The sequence below is a fragment of the Bariatricus sp. SGI.154 genome, assembly GCF_050313795.1.
Classification (GTDB): domain Bacteria; phylum Bacillota; class Clostridia; order Lachnospirales; family Lachnospiraceae; genus CAMBRQ01.
The window spans coordinates 1-16920 of the sequence record NZ_JBNPMC010000041.1 but is presented as its reverse complement, the minus strand read 5'-3'; the positions used below and the strand labels follow the sequence as shown (position 1 = coordinate 16920).

Genomic DNA, 16920 nt, shown 5'->3' with positions numbered 1-16920 from the left:
GATTATGATATCTTATCTAAGGGGGATGCTGGCGGCATTCGAAGAAGACAAGATTATTATTGATGTAGGAGGCGTTGGATATGGTGTCTATATGTCAGGGCGGGCAATGGGAGCGCTGCCGCCTGTGGGTAAGGAAGTGAAGATACATACCTATCTGAATGTAAAGGAAGATGCCATGCAGTTATACGGATTTCTGACGAGAGACGATCTACAGGTATTTAAGTTGCTGATTGGAGTGAATGGAATTGGTCCAAAAGGCGGATTAGGGATTCTGGCAGCCTTAAGCCCGGATGATCTTCGGTTCGCTGTTGCATCGAATGATGTGAAAGCCATCTGCGCGGCACCGGGAATCGGGAAGAAGACTGCGGAGAAGCTAATCCTGGAACTGAAGGATAAACTGCGTCTGGAGGATGCTTTGGAGCATAGTGTCACGGATATGGATGTATCAGGCAGCGCTGCTTATCATAGTGAAATGCAGAGTGAGGCGGTACAGGCTCTGGTTGCATTGGGATATGGCAATACTGAAGCACTGAAAGCAGTCAAACAGGTAGAATTAGACGAGACTATGGGAGTGGAAGATGTGTTAAAGCAGGCGCTTAAGCATATGATGTTTTAACACAGGGTGATTAAGATGAGCAGACGAATTATTACGACAGAGAATCTGGAAGAGGATATTAAGATAGAGAATCATCTGCGGCCTCAGATGCTTGAGGATTATATCGGACAGGCGAAGGCGAAAGAGACTCTGAAGATCTATATTGAGGCTGCCAAGGCAAGGAATGAGGCATTAGACCATGTGCTGTTCTATGGACCTCCGGGGCTTGGAAAGACTACGCTTGCCGGGATTATAGCGAATGAGATGAATGTAAATATTAAGATCACGTCGGGCCCTGCGATTGAGAAGCCGGGGGAGATGGCGGCAATCCTGAATAATCTTCAGGAGGGAGATGTCCTATTTGTAGATGAGATACATAGGCTGAACCGGCAGGTAGAGGAGGTGCTCTATCCGGCGATGGAGGATTATGCCATAGATATTATGATTGGAAAAGGGGCAAGCGCAAGATCAATCCGGTTGGAACTGCCGAAGTTTACGCTGGTTGGGGCGACTACAAGAGCTGGGATGCTGACGGCACCGCTCAGGGATCGTTTTGGGGTTGTGAATCGACTGGAGTTCTATACGGTGGAAGAGTTGAAGACGATTATCCTAAGATCAGCGAGAGTGCTGGAGGTAGGGATTGATGAAAAAGGCGCTTATGCGCTGGCGAGACGCTCAAGAGGAACGCCAAGACTTGCTAACAGGCTTCTGAAGCGTGTCCGGGATTTTGCCCAGGTCAAATATGACGGATATATTACCGAAGAAGTGGCGAATTATGCACTGGATCTTCTGGATGTGGATAAAGAGGGGCTGGACCAGACAGACCGGGGATTATTGCTTACCATGATTGAGAAATTCGCAGGAGGTCCGGTAGGATTAGACACTCTGGCGGCAGCAATCGGAGAAGATGCAGGAACCATCGAAGATGTCTATGAACCATATCTTTTGAAGAATGGATTCATCCAGAGAACGCCAAGAGGAAGGATTGTAACGGACAGTGCATACAGTCATCTTGGAATTTCGCGTGAAATTGAAGAAAAATAGTTGGTTTTTGTATCAGATTAGTTTATAATGATTATCAGATATTATGAATTTCGAGGAGGCTTCTAATGGCATCATCAAAGAATTATACGGAAGTATTAATAGGGGGGAAGGTATTTACCTTAAGCGGATTTGAAAGTGAGGACTATCTGCAGAAGGTATCTACATATTTGAATCATAAGATTGAGGAGTGCAGTAACAGCGAGGGCTATCGCAAGCAGAGTTCTGAGACCAGAAGTATTCTGCTTGCACTGAATATCGCAGATGATTACTTTAAGGCAAAGAAGCAGGGAGGCTCTTTGGAAAGTGATATAGAGGCGAAAGACAAAGAGATGTATGATCTGAAGCACGAGTTGATCTCTGTTCAGATTAAGTTGGAGAACGCAGAGAAGGCGATGGACAAGTTGAAGGAGGAGAATAAGGAACTTCAGATGAAGATCGTCCAGTTAGAAACGGAGATAAAGAATAATCGTAAAAAATAGGCTGTCGTTGGACAGCCTATTTTATCATACGGGAAATGTTTGGCGAAGGGAAGTAACGGTATGGGCAGAGAAGTGGAGATTCTGGCACCGGCTGGCTCTTATGAGAGTCTAAGAGCCGCTGTTAGTGCGGGGGCGGATGCAGTCTATATAGGAGGAGCAAGATTCGGAGCGAGAGCATATGCGAAGAATCTGTCGGAAGAGGAACTGCTTGATGCGATCGATTATGTGCATATTCATGGGCGCAAGATCTATCTTACGGTGAATACATTGCTGAAGGAGCAGGAGATTGGTCAGTTATATGATTATCTTCTGCCTTATTACCAGCGGGGACTGGATGGAGTGATTGTGCAGGATATGGGCGTTGTCTCATATCTGAAGGAATATTTTCCGGAACTTGCGATTCATGCAAGTACACAGATGACTATTACGAATGCAAAGGGAGCGTCTTTCCTAAAGGAACAGGGAATCGTGCGCGTGGTTCCGGCAAGAGAATTGTCGCTTGATGAGATACGGAAGATGAAGGAAGAGACGGGTCTTGAGATAGAATGTTTTGTACATGGGGCTTTGTGCTATTGTTATTCAGGTCAGTGCCTTTTAAGCAGTATGATTGGTGGAAGAAGCGGCAACAGGGGACAGTGTGCCCAGCCATGTCGTCTGCCCTATAGTGTAGAGGGTGGCAGACCGGCAGATCTTATGAGTCTTAAGGATCTGTGTACGATCGATCTATTGCCGGAGTTGATTGAGGCTGGCATTGATTCCTTTAAGATTGAAGGCAGAATGAAGCAGCCGGATTATGTGTATACTGTAGTAAGTATCTACCGTAAGTATGCAGACCTCTATCTACAGGAGGGAAAAAGCAAGTATAAGGTGGACGGGAAAGACAGGGCCAGGCTTCTAAGTGCCTACCAGCGCAGAGGATATACAGACGGGTATTATAAGCAACATAACGGGAAGAATATGATTTCGTTCCAGCGCCCTGACGGGATGGAAGAGGAGATTGTATGCTCGGATTTTAAATTGCAAGAAAAAATTAATGGGAATTTAATACTTTCTTTGGGAGAGCGTGCTAAACTAATACTGGAATATGGTGATTGTCGGGTGGAATATGAAGGCGCCATGCCGGAGCAAGCCATGCGTCAGCCTCTGGATGCGGCAAGAGTAGAAAAGCAGATGAGGAAGACGGGAAATACGGAGTTTGTGTTTGACAGGCTGGAGGTAACGGTGCGCGGAGAGTTATTCCTTCCGATGCAGGCGTTGAATGAACTTCGGAGGGAAGGGATTGAACGGCTGTCTGAATGTATTTTAAAAAGGTATCATAGAAAAAGCGTGGATGCAATTGTAGCCGTTTCCCATGAAGCAAAGCGTTCGCCAGAGGAAATGGATGAGAGAATGGAATTGTCGGTTTCGGTTCAGGCATTAGAACAATTGAGGACGGCAATTGCTTCAGAATCTATAGGGGTTATCTATGTGGATAGTATCGTCGGACTTCAAGCAGAAATACTTGACCTGGTGAGGAGAAGTGGAGAAAAGCACCGATATTTCCTGGCGCTTCCATATATTTCCCGTGAGGATACTATTAAGAAGATAGTGAAATCTTATGCTCAGTGGGAATCTGTCTATGATGGCGTACTAATCCGTAACTGGGAAAGTTACAGGCTCCTTCGGGAACTTGGATTTGCAAAAGAGGTGCGTTCGGATTATAATCTGTACGTATATAACAGTTATAGCAAAGCATTCGTTCTTGAGCGAGGAATTCGGAAGTATACGTCGCCGGTAGAACTGAATGACAGGGAACTTAAGGCGCTTGGCATCAGAGGTCAGGTTATGATCGGCTATGGATATCAGCCGGTTATGATAACGGCAAACTGCGTTCAGAAGACTTCTGACAGATGTACGAAGGATGAGGGATATCTCTATATCCATGACAGATACCAGAAGAAATTCGCGGTTAAAAAATGCTGCAGGTACTGTTATAATATTATTTATAATTCTGCGCCGCTGTTCCTTGCGGATAAGGCAGAAGAGATCAGAAAATTGGCTCCGGGTGAATTGCGTCTTGATTTTACGATGGAGACGGCTGGTGAGATGATGGGGATTATGAAACTGTATATAGATGCATTCCTTCATCATAAGGAGGTCGCTGTACCAGAGATGGAATTTACAAGAGGACATTTTAAGAGGGGCGTAAAGTAGGTGGAGATTTGGTAAATATAGTTGTTGAATTGTCGAAATATCTGATGATTGTGCTGGTTACGATGTATACATATCTGTGCTTTAGCATCTTCGGGTATTACGATCCAGACAAAAAGAAAAGTATGCTTAGACGGCAGAACATATTGATGTATATGATACATGTCATTGCTTTTTTGGTTATGTATCTGGAGACAGAGGATATTAAGATGCTTGGATTCTATCTGATGCAAGTAGTTCTTTTTAGTGCTACTATTATCCTGTATACGAATATTTATCCAAAAGTATCCAGACTGGTCATCAATAATATGTGTATGCTGCTTTGCATTGGATTAATCGTGCTTACCAGACTGAATTATGAAAGTGCGGTAAAACAGTATATCATTGTTGCGGGAGCGATTGCTTTAAGTCTGGTAGTTCCGGTTATTATCCGGAAGTTTAAAAAACTGTCAGAGTGGAAGAATCTGTATGCGATTGCGGGAATCGTATCCCTTGCGGTGGTTGTGGTAGTTGGGCAGGTATCTTATGGTGCTATGCTTGGCTTTACAATCGGTGGTATCAGTATACAGCCTTCTGAATTGGTGAAGATTATCTTTGTATTCTTTGTGGCATCCAGTTTTAAGATGTCTTTGGAATTCAGGAATATTGTGATCACAACAGCGCTTGCGGCATTCCATGTGCTGATTCTGGTAGTGTCGAAGGATCTGGGAGCAGCGTTGATTATATTCGTTGTATATCTGGCAATGCTTTATGTGGCTACACACCAGCCGTTATATATTCTGGCAGGGCTGGGTGCGGGCAGTGCAGCATCGGTGGTGGCATATCATCTGTTCGATCATGTGAAGACCAGAGTGGTTGCCTGGAAAGATCCATTTGCAGCATATGATGATGGGGGATACCAGGTGGCGCAGTCACTTTTTGCTATCGGCACGGGTGGATGGTTTGGAATGGGACTGTATCAGGGAATGCCGGAGGATATACCGGTCAGAGATTCGGACTTCATCTTTTCGGTGATTGCGGAGGAGATGGGAATTATATTTGCATTGTGTCTGATTTTGATCTGTGTTAGCTGTTATGTCATGTTTTTGAATATTGCAATGCAACTTCATGACATATTCTATAAGATGGTAGCATTAGGGCTTGGAACCTGTTATATATTTCAAGTGTTTTTGAATATCGGCGGAGTGACAAAGTTCATTCCTTCTACGGGTGTAACATTACCGTTGGTAAGTTACGGTGGAAGTTCACTGATCAGTACATTGATTATGTTTGCGATTATTCAGGGGTTGTATATATTAAGGGAAGACGAGGAAGAAGATATTGAGAGAAAGAAAAAGGAAAGGCTACGAGCAAAGAGAAGCGGACAAGAGAATAAAAAGAGACCAAGAAAAGCGGGAGATGTCCCGGAAAGACCGCAGAGAAGCCAACCGAGACGACAAGCGCAAGGTCAAGGCAAAACGCGCAAGGAACAAAGAGTTCGCTAGGGTGACTTATATCTTTGTGGCACTGTTCCTTGTGATGATGGGATATATTGCGTATTTTCAGGTGGTTAGAAGTGAAGAGATTATAAGAAGTCCATATAACGCAAGGCTGGATGCTTATGCAGACAGGGTGACCAGAGGAAATATCGTAGATAAGAGTGGTAATGTGCTTGCCAAAAGTGTTATGGTAGATGGCGAAGAGGCAAGGGAGTATCCGTACGGTAATATGTTTGCCCATGTGATAGGTTATAGTGATCAGGGCAAATCGGGACTGGAATCGGTAGAGAACTATGATCTTCTGACGTCCCATGCATTCTTTTTGGAGAAACTGGTCAATGAGTTCCAGGACAAGAAGAATATGGGAGATACGGTGGTAACGACGCTTGATCTGAACCTGCAGCAGGCTGCATATAATGCGATGGGCAGTTATAAAGGAGCGGTTGTAGTGATAGAGCCGGCGACCGGCAAGATTCTTGCGATGGTATCCAAACCGGATTTTGATCCGAATACAGTTGCGGCAAATTGGGAAGCGTTGAACTCGGATGAAAACAGTGTATTGCTGAATCGTGCGACTCAAGGACAGTATGCACCCGGTTCAACATTCAAGGTGGTAACGGCGTTGGAGTATATGCGTGAGAACGTAGGATATGCATCATATAGTTATAATTGTACGGGAGCAATTGAGCAGGATGGCGTCACCATTCACTGCTACGGCGGGAATGTTCATGGACCGGTGAATTTTCAGGACAGTCTGGCGTATTCCTGTAATGCGTCTTTTTCGAATATCGGCTTATCTCTGGACACAAAGAAATTTCAGGAGACTACGAAGGGATTACTGTTTGGTTCCAAACTTCCGTCTGTGCTGCCTTACAGCAAGAGCAGTTTTTCACTGGAATCCGAATCAAGCAGTGCAGATAAGATGATGACAGCGATGGGACAGGGCAAAACACAGGTGAGCCCTTATCATATGGCACTGATCACGGCGGCAATTGCCAATGGCGGAACATTGATGAAGCCTTATCTTGTAGATACGGTGACGAATTATTCCGGACAGGAAGTGGAAAAGAACATGCCGGAAGAATATGGAACTTTGATGACAGCAGAAGAAGCCGCTCAGTTAAAACAGTTGATGAAAGGTGTTGTAGATTACGGTACGGCATCTGTGTTAAGCGGTCAAGGATATACGGCTGCAGGCAAGACTGGGACGGCGGAGTATAGTTCAGACAAGGAGAAAGATCATTCATGGTTCATCGGTATGACGAATGTGGACAATCCCGAACTGGTAATCAGCGTGATCATTGAATCGTCTGACGGTTCAGCCAAAGCGGTGAATATTGCAAAGCAGGTATTCGACGCTTACTACTATTAATTCCGGAAATAAGAGGAGTGAGAATATGCGGTATTATAAGCATCTCTATCTGATGGAAGGCCTAGAGAAAAAGAAAGAGAAGATTATCAGGAAACTGGAAGAGAATAAATTCCAGATGAATATTCATATTATAACATTGGCGCAGAATGAGGAGAATCATCTGGAAATCTATGATTCGAGATTGTTATTGCAGCCAAGTTTCCCTCATGAGGATTTTTTCGTGGTGGGAATTGTAAAAGGTTATGAAGATGCACTGGAATTAGTGGAAGAAATTACGCAGGAAGTGTATAATGAGACTAAGGGAGCGGATATTCGGTCCTATATATTAGAAAAAGAACAGGAAGTATGAGATGCTACATATTCTATTGCTGATCTTAAAAATCATAGGAATTATAATTGCGGCAATACTGGGGATACTGGTATTGCTGATTGGTATTGTTCTTTTTGTGCCTGTCAGATATGAAGCCAAAGGGGAGTTTGATGGGACATTAGAAGGAATAGATGTCAGAGCAAAGGTTACATGGCTTCTGCATCTGGTGAAAGTGACCGTGTGCTATGAGAACCAGGAGCTATCCTGGCGTATCAGGATAGCATGGAAGCATATACAGAGCGGACAAGAAGATGAACAGACTATGAAAGAAGAGGTAGGAGCGTATGAAGAAGAATTGGACAAACTATTGGAAGATGCTGAAGAAGAGCCGTATGAAGAGGAAAGGCCAGAAGATTTCCACGAAAGATCTGCAAAAGAAGTGGAACAGGTCGAAAAAGACATTAAAGAGGCTTCAAAAGAGCGGGAAGAATCCATGGGAAGTTCTGAAGAAGATCTCGAAAAGGGGCAGGAAGAATCCCTGGAAGCAGACAACGAAGGCAGTAAAAGCATTACGGAGAAGATTGCAGAAGAATCCCGATTATCTGAAGGAATTGCGGAAAACTTCCAGGAAGATGAAAAAGCAGTGGAAGAAGCAGAAGCCAATCCTGACCAAGAGATGGAAGACTCTGAAAGCGGCAGCCGGAAAGAACGGAAGAATGTATGGCAGAAAATTACAGGAATCTGCAAGAAGGTTATCCGGAAGATAGGAGAACTGTATCATAAGATAGAGTCATTCTGTCGAAAGACCGGGACTTTCTATGAAAAGATAAAATGTACAATTCAGAATATCTGTGATAAAATAAAAGCATTATCGGAGAAAAAAGATAAGATTATGGATTTTATCTCAGATGAGACTCATAAGAAAGCATTTCTTAAAGTTAAGAAAGAGGTATTTCGACTGCTTCGCAAGTTAAAACCGAAGAAATTAGAAGCGAATATCCATTATGGATTCGAGGATCCTTATTATACTGGGAAATTATTGGCGGGAGTTAGTATCCTGTATCCATTGATCGGAGAGAATGTGATTATCCAGCCCGATTTTGAGCAGAAGGTGTTTAAGGGGAACTTTGAGATTGCAGGAAAGATCCGCATGAGTTATTTTGTAAAACTTCTGTGGAATCTTGTGTGGTGCAAGGAAGTACGCATGACTTACCGTCATGTGAGAAAATTCGAATTATAAGCATATAGGAGGAAGATAGGTATGGCAGAAAATAATTTTAAAGGAACAGTAGAGGCACTGTTTCGTGGGATGGATGGGGTAGTGTCATCCAAGACAGTTGTAGGAGACGCAATTCATATAGGAGATACGATTCTTCTTCCGCTGGTTGATGTATCCTTTGCAATCGGAGCCGGAGCGTTTAACGGTGATAAGAAGGAAAAAGGAGCCGGGGGTCTTGGCGGTAAGATGACGCCAAGTGCAGTGCTTGTAATACAGAATGGTCACACCAAACTAGTCAATATCAGGAATCAGGATACGATGACGAAGATCCTGGATATGGTTCCGGATGTAATTGATAAGTTTAGTTCTAAAAAAGAAGACCAGATGACAGAGGAGGATGTGAATGACATCCTGGATGCGGCAGAAGATGACGAGTTTGACCTTAATGTGGAGTAAATCGTGTCATTATTATAAGGGACGATGCATATAATATACAAAACATGGGCAAGGATGAAGATAATGAAGCGAGTAGCAGGGTTCGCCTTGTTCTGGGTGGCAGTTGGTATTATTCTGGCATTGATTCTGCCAAATACATTTGTGGAAGTTCTGTGTATTATACTTTGTATACTGGCAGGATATAATTTATTCTGTTGTTAATTTTTGCTGCAATTACAAGAAAATGATAAATAATGCTTGCAATTCTAAGATTCATCTGATAGAATACTATTGTTGTGAGTCTGGAGGACAGACTATATATGAGCGTTAGGAGGTGCAGTCATGGCTAAATGTGCTATTTGTGAAAAGGGTGCTCACTTTGGAAATAATGTAAGCCACTCTAATAGAAAAACACCAAAGATGTGGAAATCAAACGTAAAATCAGTTCGTGTTAAGACAGAAGGCGGAGCTACAAAGAGAATGTATGTTTGTACTTCTTGCTTAAAATCAGGCAGAGTTGAGCGTGCGTAATGTAAATTAAAACCCAGATTTCGGTTTGGAATCTGGGTTTTTTATTGCGTGAAAATATTGATAATGCATGGGGAACACGAATTTTTTATTGTAATATATAGAAAAAAAGAGTATAATATCTTTGTTATTATGTCTTGAAATTATTAAAATAGAAATGGGAGGTAAGATATGAAAGGATGTATGAGTACAGATCTGGGCATTGTTACAATCGATCCTGAAGTGATTGCAAAGTATGCAGGAACTGTGGCAGTTGAATGTTTTGGTATTGTAGGAATGGCTGCAGTGAATATGAAGGATGGGCTGGTTCATCTGTTGAAGAAGGAGAGCCTTACCAGAGGAATACAGGTGGCTATCTCCGAAGAGAATCATATCAGCATTAACTTCCATATCATCGTTGCTTATGGCGTGAGTATTTCAGCCGTTACAGAGAACCTGATCAGTAATGTGAAGTATCAGGTGGAAGAATTTGCAGGAATGCCGGTAGATAAGATCAATATCTACATTGAAGGCGTCAGAGTCATCGATTAGTTAAGGAGGAACATAAGAAGTGGCTACGAAAACTATAAATGTGGATATGCTTGCGAAGATGTTTTTGGCAGGTGCGCAGAATATTGAAGCACAGAAAGAATTTATCAATGAGTTGAATGTATTCCCTGTACCGGATGGTGATACAGGAACTAATATGTCTCTTACAATTATGTCAGCGGCTAAGGAGGTAACTGCGCTTGAGAGTCCGAATATGAAGGATTTGGCGAAGGCAATCTCTTCTGGCTCTCTTCGTGGGGCAAGAGGTAACTCAGGTGTAATTCTTTCTCAGTTGTTAAGAGGATTCACCAAGTCTATCCGCGAGGAAAAAGAGATTGATGTGCTGGGACTTGCGGCTGCCTGCGCAAGAGCAAGAGATACTGCTTACAAGGCAGTTATGAAGCCAAAAGAAGGTACGATTCTTACGGTTGCAAGCGGCATTGCTGATAAAGCGGCTGAGATGGCGGAGGAGACCGACGATCTTGAGATATTTATCCCGGCAGTGATCAAGCATGCTGAGGAAGTGCTCGCTAAGACACCGGAGATGCTTCCGGTCTTAAAAGAAGCAGGAGTAGTAGATTCCGGCGGACAGGGACTTCTGGAAGTTGTAAAAGGTGCTTATGACGCATTCCAGGGTAAAGAGGTTGATTATAGTGCCATTACTCCAAGTACGGGAACTGTTGTTACGAAGGTTAGTGCTGAGGATACAGCGGATATTAAGTTTGGATATTGTACAGAATTTATCATATTAACAGAAAAAGAATTCACAGAGAATGATGAGCATGAATTCAAGGCATATCTGTCTTCCATCGGAGATTCAATCGTATGTGTGGCAGATGATGATGTGGTAAAGGTACATGTGCATACCAATGATCCGGGTCTGGCTATCCAGAGAGCATTGACTTACGGACAGTTGTCACGTATGAAGATTGACAATATGCGTGAGGAGCATCAGGAGAAATTAATTCGCGATGCAGAGAAGGTGGCTGCACAGGAGGCAGAAAAAGAAGCACAGAAAAAGTCAGACGAGCCAAGAAAGCCGATGGGATTCATTACAGTGTCTATCGGAGCCGGCTTGAATGATATTTTCAAAGAATTAGGTGCTGATTATATTATCGAAGGCGGACAGACTATGAATCCAAGTACGGAGGATATGCTGAATGCGATTGATCAGGTGAACGCAGATACGATCTTCATTCTGCCGAATAATAAGAATATTGTGCTTGCTGCAAATCAGGCAAAGGATCTTGTAGAGGATAAGGAGATTGTCGTAATTCCTACGAAGACGGTTCCACAGGGAGTCACAGCGATCATTAACTTTATGCCGGATGCGGATGTAAAGACGAATGAAGAAGCAATGTTAGAAGGAATTCAGAATGTGAAGTCCGGACAGATTACCTATGCGGTAAGGGATACCCATATTGATGATAAAGAGATCCATGAGGGTGATATCATGGGCATTGGCGATAAGGGAATTCTGGCAGTAGGCAAAGAGATTGAAGAGACAACGAAAGACATGCTGTCTCAGCTTGTGGATGATGACTCTGAACTGATCAGCCTGTATTACGGCGAGGATGTGAAGGAAGAAGATGCAGAGAGATTCATCAGTGAGATTGAAAGCCTGTATCCGGATGTAGATGTGGATGCGCATTTTGGCGGACAGCCAATCTATTATTATGTGCTTGCTGTTGAATAAGCCTACTGATAGAATGATCTGAATAAAACAGAGCCAGAAGTCTGTAACTGTAGGGAATTGTTCCTGAAGTGCAGAACTGGCTCTGTTTTTCACTGGGGATATTCGTTTTCGTGAAGAAATTATTTGGCTGCTGTATAATTTATAGCATAGAATCTAGTAGCAGAGTTATGAGTTGGAATTGTGTGAGGCATATATGATTGAACAGACCAGTATAAAGGAAATCAAAGGGATTGGAGAAAAGACGCAGAAATTATTTGAAAAAGTCGGTGTCAGTACGGTGGGAGATCTGATCAGATATTATCCAAGAGGATATGATGTTTATGAAGATCCAGTACCTATTAGCGAGGTTGAAGAAGACAGGATACAGACCGTGACAGGAGCAATCTTTGGGAGGGTCCAGGTATCCGGAACCCGGAATATGCAGGTAACGACGCTATATGTTAAGGATCTGACAGGAAGTTTAAAAGTAATCTGGTTTCGTATGCCGTTCTTGCGTAATACGCTTGCCAGGGGTGGCGTGATTACACTGCGGGGAAGAGTGGTACGTAAGCGGGACGGACTGGTGATGGAACATCCGGAGATCTTTTATCCAAGTGAGAAATACGGTGATAAACTGAATACGCTGCAGCCAATCTATGGTCTGACAGCAGGACTTACGAATAATGCGGTTGCAAAAGCGGTAAGGCAGGCGCTGGATGGGCTGGATCTGTCGAAAGAGGTGTTGCCGGATGAACTGCGGATGCGTTATGGGCTGGCGGAGTATAATTATGCGGTTCGCGGAATTCATTTCCCGGAAGATAAAGAGGTATTCTATCATGCCAGAGAGCGTCTGGTGTTCGATGAATTTCTCGCATTCATCTTGTCGCTTAGAAAATTGAAGGATAAGAATGAAAAATTAGAGAATGAATATGTAGTCGGGAAGAAGCCGGAGGTTGACGAGTTTATCCGGAGACTTCCATTCCGGTTGACCAATGCCCAGAGTAAGGTGTGGAGAGAGATTGCCGACGATATGGCATCGGATACAGTGATGTCTAGGCTGGTACAGGGAGATGTAGGTTCTGGGAAGACAATCGTGGCTGTGTTGGCACTTATGAATGTGGCTTTGAACGGTTATCAGGGGGCTATGATGGCACCAACGGAGGTGCTGGCAAGACAGCATTATGAGTCGATTACGAGATTGTTCGAGGAGTATGAAATTAAGATTAAAGTGGAACTGCTGACGGGATCTATGACAACGAAAGAGAAACGCAGGGCATATGATCGGATTGAATGTGGATATGCACGTATTATTATTGGAACGCATGCTTTGATACAGGATCGGGTGAATTATGATTGTCTGGCGCTGGTTGTGACGGATGAACAGCATCGCTTTGGCGTGAAGCAGAGGGAAACATTCGCCAGAAAGGGCGGGATGCCGCATGTACTGGTTATGAGTGCAACACCCATACCGAGAACACTGGCAATCATCCTGTATGGCGATCTGGATATCTCTGTGATTGATGAACTTCCGGCAAATCGTCTGCCGATCAAGAACTGTGTGGTAGATACCGGATATCGCAAGACCGCGTATACATTCATGAAGAAGCAAGTAGCGGAGGGGCGACAGTGCTATATCATCTGTCCGATGGTGGAAGAAAGCGAACATCTGGAAGTGGAGAATGTCATGGATTATGCGGCATCCCTTCAAGCGGAGCTGGGCAATGAGATCGTGGTTTCCTATCTGCATGGCAAGATGCGCCAGTCGGAGAAAGATGATATTATGGAACGTTTCGGGAAGAATGAGATACAGATTCTTGTCTCTACCACTGTGATCGAGGTAGGAATCGATGTGCCGAATGCTACGGTAATGATGATTGAGAATTCCGAACGATTCGGTCTGGCACAGCTTCATCAACTTCGCGGACGCGTGGGAAGAGGAAAATACCAGTCTTATTGTATCTTTATGAGCAGTTCAAAATCAAAAGAGACAAAAGAGCGTTTGAATATATTGAATCAATCGAATGATGGTTTTAAGATTGCAAGTGAAGACTTGAGACTTCGCGGTCCGGGAGATCTCTTCGGCATCCGCCAGAGTGGTCTGATGGACTTCCGGCTCGGCGATGTCTATCAGGATGCGAAGATTCTCCAGATGGCAAATGAGGCTGCGGATATGTTAGAAACGACTGAAAATGAATGGTTGAAAAATCTTCCAAATTATGAAGGAACTTCTAGTGTAATAATTTAAATCCTCCATATACTATGGGTGTAACAAAAATAAAAGTTACAAAGTTACAAAAAGGAGGAGTATAACAATGACAAGTTCATCAAACAGAGCAGCAGTACCAGAAGCAAAGGGAGCATTAGACAAGTTCAAGTATGAGGTGGCAAACGAATTAGGAGTACCGTTGACAGATGGTTACAACGGAGACCTGACATCTAGACAGAACGGTTCTGTTGGCGGTTATATGGTTAAGAAAATGATCGAACAGCAGGAAAAACAGATGGCTGGTAAATAACAAGTGAATGAAATTGGGACGTAGTAAAATGCATTTTTACTACGTCCCAAATTTCATTTTTAGGTTGTCAAAGCATTCGGAGGGAGCTGCCAGTAGCAGGTCCTGTAGGTACCAAAGTGACAAATGGGGTGTACCTGATTACAATGATAGAAAACGCGAGTAAATAAATTGTAGAAAATTGTCGTCAAAAAATGAAGCAAATAAGAAAAAAATCAGACAAAACGTTTGCGATTGCTGGGGAAATGTGGTAGTCTATAGGTAGAAAAAATAATATTTCGTTATCAATTGGATATCATGTCCAATTTAAAAAGTGGAATTACATCTTTATCTTCCACTATATCTAGTCTGAGTAATCAGGCGAATCAATGAAGGGCAGGTCAGAATTATCAGCATTACCTCTCTTCGTCTGTGTACAAGGGATAATATTACGGAAAATACTTCAAAGCACAGGTATATTTTATACATATTCTCATTACAATTATATTAACAGACAAAAACCCGTGAGGAGCCAGTGTATGAAATCAATTATGGCAGTTTTATTAAGTGCCTTGTTGTGTGTACAGCCGGTATATGCCATGACAGTGCAAGAACCGATTATGTACACGGATACTCGTGATGAGTCAGATGCCCAAAAGGGAATAGATACGCAGGAAGAGAGAGATGTACAAGAAGAACAGAATATTCAGGATGAAGCAGCAGAAGGAGAAACTGTATCAGGCATAGAGGTCAGTGCTCCTTCTGCTATTTTGATGGAATCCTCTACAGGACAGGTAATCTACGAAAAAGATGCAGACACTCCAAGACCACCAGCAAGTGTTACAAAGGTCATGACGTTGTTGTTGATCTTTGATGCATTGGAGGAGGGGAAGATTCATCTGGAAGATGAAGTGACAACTTCGGAGTATGCGGCATCGATGGGAGGTTCCCAGGTTTTTTTAGAGCCGGGAGAAGTACAGACGGTGGATACTTTGATCAAATGTATCTCGGTAGCGAGTGCCAACGATGCCTGTGTTGCCATGGCAGAACACATCTGTGGCAATGAAGCGGAATTCGTAGCACAGATGAATCAGCGTGCCGAAGACCTTGGAATGAAAAATACACATTTCGAGAATTGCAATGGATTGGACGTAGACGGTCATTTGACGACAGCAAGAGATATCGCGCTGATGTCCAGAGAATTAATTACTACATATCCTCAGATTCATGATTATTGTACCATTTGGATGGAAAACATCACACATACAACCAAAAAAGGCACATCCGAGTTCGGCCTTACCAATACAAATAAACTAATCAGGCAGTATGAGTATGCAACAGGACTTAAAACTGGTTCTACCAGCAAGGCAAAATTCTGTGTATCTGCAACTGCGAAGAAGGATGATATAGAATTAATTGCAGTCATCATGGCGGCAGAAGACAGTAAAGCCCGTGTACGTGATGCGATTACACTATGCAATTATGGCTTTGGAAAATGCAACAAATATCAGGAAGAAAAGATAAAGGCTCTAGAGCCTGTGGAAATCAAACGGGGAGTGGAAAAGACAGTAAATGCCGCTCAAAAAGAGTCCTTTGCATATGTTGATACAACAGGCGCAGACTTAAAGACAATTGAAAGAAAAGTTACTCTAGAGAAAGATATAAAGGCTCCCATAAAAAAAGGCGATAAGATAGGCGCAGCAAAATATTACCTAAACGGAACAGAGATTGGCAGCGTAGATATACTGGCAACAGAATCCGTAGAAGAAGTTAGTTATCGGAGTGCGATTGAGGATGCGGCAGAAGAATTCTTATTATAAGAATACATATACTGCATGAATGTCGGAGAACAAACGATTATCAACATCAGATTCCTTTGAAGAATATGCGGTGGAGAGAGAAGGGGAGGTGAATTGATTGGGAATTTAGGGGAGAAAGTGGAGTGTTGGAGGTGTACGGCGCAAGGGCAGGGAAGGTGTGGGCTGTAGTCGGATCATTTCGCCAAGACCTCGTAACAGAAAAAGATACCGTCCGTTCTAGCCGGTCATATTCGCCGTAAGCCCTTGATGGTCTTACGACTCAGATGCCCTCGAAACCAGGACTTGTAGTCCTGGTTTCGCACGAACTGACGGTATCTTTTTCTGTAACGGGGTCTAAGGCGAAATAATACGGTCACAGCCCACACCTTCCCTGCCCTTGCACCTGACATCTCCGTGGACTCAAGGCTATCTCCAGTGTGGGATTCCGGCGGGAGTGGATGTGTGGAGCGGTATTGGTGGGGATACTGGTGGGAGTGAATGTGTGGGGGGATTGGTGGGGATACCGGGGTGATACATGGAGAAATATTGGGTGAAAGATGGAAGAGTGGGCGTGTGAAAAGAACAGGAGGGGTGCTATTCGCTTTTAAATATCCCATGTGTTCCGGAATCGTCCGGCGATATGTGATATAGTGCAAATTACAAGTCAGGCTATGCATGCTTGCATACCTTGCTCAAAAAGGATTGTTCTACGGTATGCATTGATGAAAAATTATATGTAAAGCATATTCCCTGCACTAATTTATGTCTTAATCACA

At 43.4% G+C, this 16920-nt stretch carries 16 protein-coding genes; all 16 read left to right on the top strand.

What is annotated here, in order from left to right:
• The first annotated feature begins 4 nt into the window (after window positions 1–4).
• The 16 genes from ruvA to ACQRBN_RS14680 all read left to right on the top strand — a co-directional run bounded on the left by ruvA (window position 5) and on the right by ACQRBN_RS14680 (window position 16165).
• Window positions 5–616 carry a Holliday junction branch migration protein RuvA gene (ruvA, locus tag ACQRBN_RS14755; RefSeq protein WP_427739783.1) on the top strand — a complete coding sequence of 204 codons (612 nt, stop codon included), beginning with the start codon at window positions 5–7 and terminating at the stop codon, window positions 614–616.
• A 15-nt stretch (window positions 617–631) separates the two neighbouring features.
• Window positions 632–1639 (top strand): Holliday junction branch migration DNA helicase RuvB, encoded by a 1008-nt coding sequence (ruvB, locus tag ACQRBN_RS14750; protein WP_427739782.1) that lies wholly within the window; start codon window positions 632–634, stop codon window positions 1637–1639.
• A 65-nt stretch (window positions 1640–1704) separates the two neighbouring features.
• On the top strand, window positions 1705–2118 hold the full coding sequence (gene zapA, locus ACQRBN_RS14745; RefSeq protein ID WP_427739780.1) for a cell division protein ZapA: 414 nt from the start codon (window positions 1705–1707) through the stop codon (window positions 2116–2118).
• Between the two features lie 60 nt (window positions 2119–2178).
• Complete coding sequence (locus ACQRBN_RS14740) at window positions 2179–4311, top strand: peptidase U32 family protein (protein ID WP_427739779.1); 2133 nt, start codon at window positions 2179–2181, stop codon at window positions 4309–4311.
• An 8-nt stretch (window positions 4312–4319) separates the two neighbouring features.
• Window positions 4320–5792, top strand: a complete 1473-nt coding sequence (locus tag ACQRBN_RS14735; RefSeq protein WP_427739778.1) for an FtsW/RodA/SpoVE family cell cycle protein — start codon at window positions 4320–4322, stop codon at window positions 5790–5792.
• Window positions 5793–5829: 37 nt separating this feature from the next.
• Entirely contained in the window at window positions 5830–7158 is a 1329-nt protein-coding gene (locus tag ACQRBN_RS14730) for a peptidoglycan D,D-transpeptidase FtsI family protein (protein ID WP_427739801.1), read from the top strand.
• 25 nt (window positions 7159–7183) lie between these two features.
• On the top strand, window positions 7184–7507 hold the full coding sequence (locus tag ACQRBN_RS14725; RefSeq protein WP_427739777.1) for a hypothetical protein: 324 nt from the start codon (window positions 7184–7186) through the stop codon (window positions 7505–7507).
• 1 nt (window position 7508) lies between these two features.
• The gene (locus tag ACQRBN_RS14720) at window positions 7509–8708 is read left to right on the top strand and encodes a DUF2953 domain-containing protein (protein ID WP_427739776.1); all 1200 of its coding nucleotides are present in this window, start codon (window positions 7509–7511) and stop codon (window positions 8706–8708) included.
• 21 nt (window positions 8709–8729) lie between these two features.
• The gene (locus tag ACQRBN_RS14715) at window positions 8730–9143 is read left to right on the top strand and encodes a GerW family sporulation protein (protein ID WP_427739775.1); all 414 of its coding nucleotides are present in this window, start codon (window positions 8730–8732) and stop codon (window positions 9141–9143) included.
• 63 nt (window positions 9144–9206) lie between these two features.
• A complete protein-coding gene (locus ACQRBN_RS14710) occupies window positions 9207–9344 on the top strand; it encodes a hypothetical protein (RefSeq protein WP_427739774.1) in 138 nt (45 codons plus the stop codon).
• 120 nt (window positions 9345–9464) lie between these two features.
• The gene (gene rpmB, locus ACQRBN_RS14705; protein WP_427739773.1) at window positions 9465–9653 is read left to right on the top strand and encodes a 50S ribosomal protein L28; all 189 of its coding nucleotides are present in this window, start codon (window positions 9465–9467) and stop codon (window positions 9651–9653) included.
• Window positions 9654–9821: 168 nt separating this feature from the next.
• The gene (locus ACQRBN_RS14700; protein WP_427739772.1) at window positions 9822–10181 is read left to right on the top strand and encodes an Asp23/Gls24 family envelope stress response protein; all 360 of its coding nucleotides are present in this window, start codon (window positions 9822–9824) and stop codon (window positions 10179–10181) included.
• Between the two features lie 19 nt (window positions 10182–10200).
• Window positions 10201–11874 carry a DAK2 domain-containing protein gene (locus ACQRBN_RS14695; protein ID WP_427739771.1) on the top strand — a complete coding sequence of 558 codons (1674 nt, stop codon included), beginning with the start codon at window positions 10201–10203 and terminating at the stop codon, window positions 11872–11874.
• 193 nt (window positions 11875–12067) lie between these two features.
• Window positions 12068–14098 carry an ATP-dependent DNA helicase RecG gene (gene recG / locus ACQRBN_RS14690; RefSeq protein WP_427739770.1) on the top strand — a complete coding sequence of 677 codons (2031 nt, stop codon included), beginning with the start codon at window positions 12068–12070 and terminating at the stop codon, window positions 14096–14098.
• A 67-nt stretch (window positions 14099–14165) separates the two neighbouring features.
• Window positions 14166–14369 carry an alpha/beta-type small acid-soluble spore protein gene (locus ACQRBN_RS14685; RefSeq protein WP_159751513.1) on the top strand — a complete coding sequence of 68 codons (204 nt, stop codon included), beginning with the start codon at window positions 14166–14168 and terminating at the stop codon, window positions 14367–14369.
• 515 nt (window positions 14370–14884) lie between these two features.
• Window positions 14885–16165, top strand: coding sequence for a D-alanyl-D-alanine carboxypeptidase family protein (locus ACQRBN_RS14680; RefSeq protein ID WP_427739769.1), 1281 nt, complete (start codon window positions 14885–14887; stop codon window positions 16163–16165).
• Window positions 16166–16920 lie beyond the last annotated feature (755 nt).